Raw genomic sequence first — 8262 nt, forward strand, 5'->3', positions numbered from 1 at the left:
CGCGTCCACGTAGGCGGTGCGCCCCTGCGGAGTGCTGGACAGCAGCGCGCGGGCGTGAACGAGCACGATGGGGTCATTGTCCACATAAACGACGCGCGACTCCGGCGCGACCTCCTGGACGACCTCGTGCAGGTTCGGCGGCGTGGGCAGGCCGGTGCCGATGTCCAGGAACTGGCGGAATCCGTACTCGGCGGCCAGCACCCGGCTCAGCCGCGCCATGAACCGCCGGTTGGTCCGCATGGACGTCGGCAGGTTCGGCCACTCTTCGATCGTCTTGTCCGCCGCCGCCCGGTCAGCCGGGAAGTTCTCCTTGCCGCCGATGATGTAGTCGTAGACCCGCGCCGAGTGGGGGATGTCGGTCCGCAGGTCAAGGCCTGGGGTCGCCCGCCCGACGATCTCGGGATCCCTCGCCGCCCGCACGCCGCCGTCAGTCACGACTCCCCCTTCGCGCCAGCGCACCGCCCGCCGGATGCGCTGTGCCATAACGTACCGGGTCGTATCCGGTCCGCCTCCGAGTTGGTCACATTTCACGACTCGGTCAATCACGCCAGCGATATGGCATCCAGTGGACACCGCCGACAGGCCTGATGCTCCCGCTCCCCCGTTGTCGCGCCGACTGCCGCCAAGGCCGAGGGGAGCCCGCGAGTTCCGCCCTAACTTCACGCCGCGAGACCATGCGGCAGTCGGCCGAGTCCCGCGCCGCCGTCGAGGCCGGTGACGTCCTTGACGCCGAGGACCTGGCGGCGCTCATGGCCAAGCGCTCCGCGCCGGGTGCCAGGAGGCGCTCGCCATGACGCCAGGCACCACCAGGCCTACCGCCTGGAGATCACCGGTCCGGCGGCACGCACTCCTGCTGGACGTCTCCCGGAAAGGTCGCCGCGGCCGTACACGAGTTCATCACCGCGACGCTCCTGGAAAACCCGCACAGGCTCGGCAAGCGTCTCCTCTACCCGCCCTATGCCGGCATCTGGTCGGCGCGGCGAGGCATGTACCGGGTGCTTGATGAGATCGACGACGAGAACCGCGTCGTTCTCGCGACCGCCGTGGAGCACCGCGCCGACGCGTACCGCGCGCTGAGCGGCGAGGCCCCAGGTGGAGGGCCGGACCCGGCCAGGGCGAGGGCCGCGGCCGGGCGACGCGGCGCTGTGGCTACAGGTCGGTGTACTGGGGCTCGTCGGCGATGAGGATGCGCTCAAGCAGACGGGGGGTCGAGCCGTAGTTGCGCACGGCGTAGTGGACGGTCGCGCGGTTGTCCCAGAACGCGACCGAGCCCGGCCGCCAGGAGAAGCGCACCTGGTTCTCGGGGCGGCGGTACTGGTCGATCACGGCGGAGAGCAGCTCACGGCTCTCCGCCCGGTCGAGGCCGATGATCGTCGGACGCTGGGTGAAGTTCACCCAGACGTTCTTCTCTCCGGTCTCGCGGTGCGTCCGCACGACCGGGTGCGCGACGATCGGGTAGTCGAACCCGGTCACCTGCAGCGCCGACCGGTAGTCGTGGGTGACGTGGCGGCCCTCGAGACGTGCCTTCACCTCGTCGTCCAGCTTCTCGTAGGCGAGCGCGGCGTCCACCCACACGGTGTCCCCGCCGACCTCGGGCAGGACGACCGCCCGCAGCACCGCACCCCACGTGGGGACGAGCCGCCAACTGGTGTCGGTGTGGTAGGCGTCCCAGACGTCGTCGCCGGGCTGCGGCTGGTGGGACTTCTCGTACTTCTTCAGGTCCTCGGCCGCGATCCGGTGGATGGCGCTACGACTCGGGTCGGACTTCGCCGCACCCGGATGGGTGTAGAGCGGGCCGAACTCGCGGGCGAACGACTCGTGTGTCTGCTGGGTCAGCTCCTGGTCGCGGAAGAAGACGACCTTGTGCCGCAGCAGCGCGGCCCGGATCTCGTCACGGACGGCGGGCTCCAGCGGCTGGGAGATGTCCACGCCGCCGATCTCCGCGCCGATGGTCGGCTGCAGCGGGCGAATGTCCAGCGATGACGTGACGGGGCTGTCCACGATGGTGGTCACGAGGCGGTTCCTCTCACGGGGTCGGCAGGCGACGGGGCGGTCAGGGTCGTGCCGCAGTGGTCCTGCGGCGGTGGTCCTGCGGCTGGGTCGTGCGGCAATGCGGCCGTGGCCGTGCGGCGGCGGTCGGTCAGTAGTGGATGGGGCCGAGGGTGCCGCCGCCGGCGGCGATCGACTCGCCGGTGACGGCGACCGACAGGGGCGAGGCGAGGAAGGTGACGACCGCGGCGACCTCGTCGGCCGTGACGGCCCGGCCGAGCGCGACGCTGGCGGATGCCGCCTGGATCCGCTCGTCGGAGAGCACGACGGTGCCGTTGTCCTCGGCGGTGAGGGTCAGGCCGGGATGCACCACGTTGACGGTCACGCCATGCGCGCCGAGCTCATCCGCGAGGGTCTTCGTGAGCGCCGCGACGCCGACGTTGCGGATCGATCCGGAGACGAGCCCCACCTGACGGGCGGCCAGTCCGCCGATGTTGATGATCCGGCCCCAGCCCTGCGCGGCGAAGTGCGGCGTGACCGCCTGGGCGGTGCGCAGGTAGCCGAGGACCTTGACGTTGAAGTCGGCGGCGGCGTCCGCGGTGGACAGCGAGCTGGTCCCCGTGCCGCCGGCCCCGGCGCCGCCGGGCCGCGCCGCGTTGTTGACGAGGATGTCGACCCCGCCGAGTTCGGCCACGGTCCGCTCCACCAGCTCCCGGACCGACGCGTCATCGCCGGTGTCGGTGACCACGGGTATCACCGTGTGGCCGAGACCACCTGCCACGCTGTGCGCACCGGCGCCGTCTGGCTGCTCCACCCGCGCCGCGGACCCGGCTCCGGTGGGAGCGTCGGCTCCGGCCCGGGGGCCAACGCCCGCGGCGAGCTCGGTGGCCGCCGCCTTGAGCACGTCGGCGTCCCTGGCCGCGATGACGACCCGCACACCCTCGGCGAGCAGCGCACGGGCGATCGCGCGCCCGATGCCCCGACTGCCTCCGGTGACTATTGCCCGCCTACCGGCAAGCTGAAGATCCACGATGACTCCGTATGACGCGTGTGACGTGCACGAGGTCTACTACCGGGCCGACGCTCCGGGCACAGCCGGAAACCGGACTCCGAGACGATCAGAACGCCCTCTCGGGATCGCACCATGATGGCCAGGAAACACCGACCGGCCACACCGCCGGGCCGGCTCCGGCTGCCCTCGGCTGCTCCGGCAGTTTCCTGATGCGGGGGGGCACCCGCATCAGGATCTCGGCGATCAGGGATCCCAGCGAAACGAACCGGGCGCCGCAGCACAGCCGACATCCGGCGAATTACGCGGTGCCACCGCACCGATACCGGCCATGAATGACAGCGAGACGGCGGGAATCAGGTATCGGGTATCACGAATCGGAAAAAGAACCGCAGGGAATGCACAGACCGACCCGCTTCGGCCCGGTGCCCACACCGGTACGCTGCGCATGCGCGGCCCGACCGGCATCCGGGTGGCCGACGCACCGGGCACGGGCCAGCCCAACCAGCCCGCGATCAGCAGCCGGGACAGCTCGCGGAGATGACGCGCAGCAGGTCGATGTGCTGGCGGGTGACCAGGTGGGCGATCCTCAACACCCCCCAAACATGACCACACTTTCTCGATCGGTCAAGTCCAGATTAGATGTGACACGCATCACCCTATGATCTGACGCGCGGCAATCACAGACAGTTGCGCAAGCGCTCGCGAAAACGGCGGTGGGCGACGTTCTATTCCGGCCAAGAACGGCTTGACAACAGATTCGGTCCTGCCGCAGAGTCGCGATGCGCCCGTGCGTTTGGGGCGGTTCACCCGAGACCTTCCAGCAGTCGGATACGGCGCGATCCGGCGGCCGGATACCCCGCCGGCGGACTCGATACCCGCAGCCATCTGGCCACATAGTGGTAACAATTCCCGCGGCGTGCGGCGCGGGCGTCGGTCAGGTGCCGGCGTCGGTCAGGTGCCGCAGTCGGGCATGCCTCCACCGCCGACCAGCACACACCGATGTCCAGCACACACCGATGTCCGTTTTCACGTCCGCTCCGCTGGAGAGGACTCCCGTCACCGGCACCGCCGGCGGATCGAAGGGAAACAACCTCGTGAGCCAGACCCGGACAGCGCCACGGACCGTCGGGGATTTCATGTCCGAGCTGCAGGCCACCCGGGATGCGCAGTGGCCGCCCGAGCAGCTGCGGGCGCACGCCGAGCGTCGCCACCTGCTCGTGACGCAGGCGGATCCGGCGCGGTTCGTGGCGGTCGGTGACGTGGTGGCGCCGTTCGCGCTGCCCACCGCGGGCGGTGGGACGACCAGGCTCGCCGACCTGCTCACGCGCGGGCCCGCGGTGCTGCTGTTCTTCCGGTTCGAGTCCTGCCCCGCGTGCAACACCGCCCTGCGCGCCTATCAGGCGACCCTGGCACCGGCCCTGCGGAAGCTGGGCGCGACCCTCGCGGCGATCAGCCCCCAGGTCTCCACGCTGCTGTCCCGGGTTCAGGAACGCCACGGACTCGACTTCGTCGTCGCCAGCGACCCCGGCCATGCCCTGATCGACCGCTTCGGCATCGGCTTCGCTCCGACGCCAACGGAACGCGAGGCCTCGCGCCAGCAAGGCATCGATCTTGGCGAGATCCTCGGCACCGGCGAGTGGGTGCTGCCCTACCCGACCGCCGTCGTGATCGACCAGAACCGGACCGTCCGGTTCGCCGACGTGCAGCCCAACTGGATGGTGCGCGCGGAGTCCGCGGACATCCTCGCGGCGGTACGCGGGCTGCGCGCCGAAGGCCCGTCGATCACCACGCCGCGCACGACCCCGCTCGCCGACCAGGCGAGCGCCGCCACGGAAGGACGCTGATCACGATGCCACTGCCCGCCGACACGTCGACCCTCGCCTCCCCCGCTCCGGCCACCAGCGCGCCCGTTCCCAGCGCCGCCGCTCCCGACAGCACCACGGTTCCCGCCGGCACCGCAGTTCCGGACAGCACCGCAGTTCCGGACAGCACCGCGGTACCCCTCGCGCAGACCCCGGGCGACGAGCCGAGCGCGCTCATTCTCGGGTCGGGCCATGAGCCGGCCGAGGAGACGAGCGGGAGTGGCTGGAGTGGCCTGGTCTCCCCCGCCGAGGGCGGGCAGTGGCCGCGGCCGGTGCCGGTGCGCTCGGTGGAGGAGGAGCGGCTGCACCGCAAGCGCAAGCTGGCCGCGGCCTACCGGATCTTCGCCAAGCTCGGTCTGGCCGAGGGCCTGTCCGGCCACATCACCGCGCGCGACCCCGAACTCACCGACCATTTCTGGGTGAACCGGTTCGGCCTCGACTTCAGCCGGATCACGGTCTCGAACCTGCTTCTGGTCAACTCCCACGGGCAGATCGTCGAGGGGCAGCCGCCGCTGAACACCTCCGCTTTCGCCATCCACTCCCGCATTCACGCGGCCCGGCCCGACGTGATCGGCGCCGCGCACGTCCACTCGCCCTACGGGCGCGCCCTGTCCGCCCTCGGCGAGCCGCTGCACCCGATCTCCCAGGACGTCCTCGCCTTCTACGGCCACCACTCGGTGTTCACCGAGTACAACGGGGTCGTGCTCACCGAGGACGAAGGGGACAAGATCGCTGAAGCGCTCGGGCCGCACAAGCTGGTGATCCTGCGCAACCATGGCCTGCTCACCGTCGGCGCCAGCGTCGAGGCGGCCGCGTACCGCTTCATCGCGGCCGAGCGCGCCGCCCGGACCCAGCTCGTGGCGGCCGCGGCCGGCCCGCTGATCCTGCTGGATCAGGAGACCGCCAGCCACACCGCCGGGCAGGGCGGACGGGACAACGACGGCGCCCGCTGGGCCTTCGACGCCCTGTACGAGATCATCGTCGAGGAGCAGCCCGACCTGCTCAGCTGACCATCAGGTGACATTCGTCACTATTGATCACCTCAAAACGGTCACGTATGGCAGTGGCCACCGGCCACCACGGTCACCATCGAGTGCCCGACGGGACCGCGACACACCCTCAAAACCCTACGCATCACGGCGAAACACGTGCGATTCGGCCGTACACCGCGGATCGGGCCGGAACATCGTCGGCGCCGGGCGCCGCCCACGACCGGATGTTGACGAACCTGTCGACTGTCGGGCATTGTTCACGCATGCGGTCGAGATTCCTCCCCGTGGCATGCCGCTACGTGGACTACAGGCGGACATCCAGCGCTCTCTGTCGCTGACCCTTTCGCCGTTCCGGTCCCGCACTTCCGGTTCCACCACGCTGGTCCGGTGGGCACACCTACTGGTTTTATTTCGTGCCACAAACATTTCCCTTCCGTAGCACGAGCCCGCTCAGCGCCACCTGCCTCGCCTTCCCGGCGGCGCAGGTGGGCGAAAGCATGCCATCGCCCTGCCCCCAGACCCTGAGCAAACGATCCGCGCGAGCCTAGTCGGGTGCGGCCCGGCCCGATGCCCCGGGAGACCGGTCGATGCCGACCGCCCGCGGCCTCGAGGGCTCCACCCGCTTTCCGCATGCCCTTTTGCTGCCACCCGCCGAGATTTCCCGTTCCTGAAAGGAAGACCGTTCCCCGTGAACGCACATCTACGAGCCGAATCGATCGCACCCGGTCGCCCCGGCGACTCGTTGGCGATGGGCCGCCGTGGTTTCCTCGGCCTCGGCGCGCTCGCCGGCTCGTCCCTGCTGCTCGCCGCCTGCGGCGGGGGAAGCGGCTCCGGGGTCGCGGCCGGAGGTGGTAAGGGCGGGACACTGCGATGGGGCTGGTCGGAGGTCACCTCCTGGGATCCCGTGACCTCGTCGGCGGGCTGGGATGTTCACGCTTTGTCACTGGCCTACGCGGCGTTGACCAAGCTGGACGAGAAGGGCAATCCGGTTCCAGCCCTGGCCGAGTCGTGGAAGTACAACTCCGCGGGCAATCAGATCATCTTTGTGATCCGCGCCGGCCTCACCTTCAGCGACGGAACGCCGCTGAACGCGACCGCCGTGCGCAAGAGCCTCGAGCGTGGCCGTGACTTCGCCGGCTCGCTCGTCGCGGCGCAACTGGTCGACGTCCAGGCGATCACCGCGGACGACAAGGCCCGCACCGTCACCCTCAAGCTGTCGGACGTCAACTACCAGATTCCGAGCCTGCTCGCCGGAAAGACCGGCATGATCGTGAGCCCCACCGCGTTCGAGAAGGACTCGAAGGGCCTCGCGACGAAACCGGTCGGCGCCGGACCGTTCCGACTCACCGCCTACGTACCGAACCAGTCGGCGAACCTGGTCCGGTTCCCCGGCTACTGGGACAACGCCAACATTCGCCTCGACGCCTTCGAGCTATATCCGGCGCCGGAAGCGGCCACGGCCATCGCCTCGCTACAGTCGGGACGTCTCGACGTCGCCCAGATTCCGGCCAGCCAGGTCTCCGCGGCGAAATCGGCGGGCCTCGAGGTACAGATCATTCCCTCACTGGTCACCACGGTGCTCGACGTGAACAACGCGATGAAGCCGTTCGACGACCCGCGGGTGGTCGAGGCATTCAAGCACGCCATTGACCGCAGCGCGCTGGCGAAGACCCAGACCTTCGGCTACGGCGTGGTCAACTACCAGCCTTTCCCGCCGGGATACGTCGGCCACAGCCCGGACGTGGAGAACGCGTTCCCGTACGACCCGGAGAAGGCGAAGAAGCTGCTCGCCGAGGCCGGCCACGCCACCGGCCTGGAGGTCCCGCTCACCACCACCGGGACGACGACGGCCCTGGCCGAGCAGGTCCAGGCGCAGCTGGCGAAGGTCGGCGTGAAGATCACCATCGACACGATTCCCGCTGCGCAGGCCACTCAGCTCATGTACATCCAGCATTCCAAGGCCTTCGCGGTGGACGGATTCGCCGGGCGGGACTCGGCCGTCCAGGCCTTCCAGGTGCTCTTCGGCACCGCGGGTCTGATGAATCCCGGCCGCAAGACGCCGCCCGAACTGAGCGCGGCCCTGAACAGGGTGCGCGAGACCCCGCTGGACGACCCGTCCTACCCCACGGCGCTGCAGGCGGCCACGAAGATCGCGGTCGAGAAGATGCCGAACATCTTCCTGTACACCCAGCCACGCATCCTCGCCCGTAAGAAGAGCGTCTCGGCGCTCGGCAGCTACCTCGTCGTGCAGCGTTTCGAGGGCGTCCGGGTGAGCTGACCCCGGGATCGGGGGGGGGGGGGGGGGGGGGGGGGGGGGGGGGGGGGGGGGACGGGGGGGGGGGGGGGGGGGGGGGGGGGGGGGGGGGGGGGGGGGGGGGGGGGGGGGGGGGGGGGGGGGGGGGGGGGG

The 8262-nt window shown here is 70.1% G+C and carries 7 protein-coding genes; 4 read left to right on the top strand and 3 right to left on the bottom strand.

All coding sequences use genetic code 11. From position 1 onward, the window contains the following. A partial coding sequence (locus MXD95_RS06865; protein ID WP_374121981.1) for an SAM-dependent methyltransferase occupies positions 1-435 on the bottom strand: 435 nt, incomplete at its 3' end. A gap of 476 nt (positions 436-911) precedes the next feature. Between MXD95_RS06865 and MXD95_RS06870 the strand changes: the two genes are divergently transcribed. Then, positions 912-1184 (top strand): type II toxin-antitoxin system RelE family toxin, encoded by a 273-nt coding sequence (locus MXD95_RS06870; protein WP_250639706.1) that lies wholly within the window; start codon positions 912-914, stop codon positions 1182-1184. On the opposite strand, the gene MXD95_RS06875 is transcribed toward MXD95_RS06870, so the two are convergent. Next, positions 1150-2013: a TauD/TfdA dioxygenase family protein gene (locus MXD95_RS06875; protein ID WP_250639702.1), complete on the bottom strand. Its 864-nt coding sequence runs from the start codon at positions 2011-2013 to the stop codon at positions 1150-1152. The two genes, MXD95_RS06870 and MXD95_RS06875, sit on opposite strands and share 35 nt — an antisense overlap. A 127-nt stretch (positions 2014-2140) precedes the next feature. Next, positions 2141-3019, bottom strand: a complete 879-nt coding sequence (locus tag MXD95_RS06880) for an SDR family NAD(P)-dependent oxidoreductase (protein ID WP_308301457.1) — start codon at positions 3017-3019, stop codon at positions 2141-2143. Positions 3020-4017: 998 nt separating this feature from the next. Here MXD95_RS06880 and MXD95_RS06885 point away from each other — a divergent pair. From MXD95_RS06885 to MXD95_RS06895, 3 genes are all read left to right on the top strand, one after another. Beyond that, a complete protein-coding gene (locus MXD95_RS06885; protein ID WP_250639703.1) occupies positions 4018-4845 on the top strand; it encodes a peroxiredoxin-like family protein in 828 nt (275 codons plus the stop codon). A 5-nt stretch (positions 4846-4850) separates the two neighbouring features. Next, positions 4851-5873: a class II aldolase/adducin family protein gene (locus MXD95_RS06890; RefSeq protein WP_308301458.1), complete on the top strand. Its 1023-nt coding sequence runs from the start codon at positions 4851-4853 to the stop codon at positions 5871-5873. A 670-nt stretch (positions 5874-6543) separates the two neighbouring features. Continuing rightward, entirely contained in the window at positions 6544-8133 is a 1590-nt protein-coding gene (locus MXD95_RS06895) for an ABC transporter substrate-binding protein (protein ID WP_250639704.1), read from the top strand. The last annotated feature ends 129 nt before the right edge of the window (positions 8134-8262 follow it).

This window comes from Frankia sp. AiPa1, assembly GCF_023243075.1.
Classification (GTDB): domain Bacteria; phylum Actinomycetota; class Actinomycetes; order Frankiales; family Frankiaceae; genus Frankia.

Excerpts from the sequence above, each read along its gene's own strand:
- MXD95_RS06890 (WP_308301458.1), top strand. The coding sequence starts at position 4,851 with ATGCCACTGCCCGCCGACACGTCGACCCTCGCCTCCCCCGCTCCGGCC.
- MXD95_RS06885 (WP_250639703.1), top strand. The coding sequence starts at position 4,018 with ATGTCCGTTTTCACGTCCGCTCCGCTGGAGAGGACTCCCGTCACCGGC.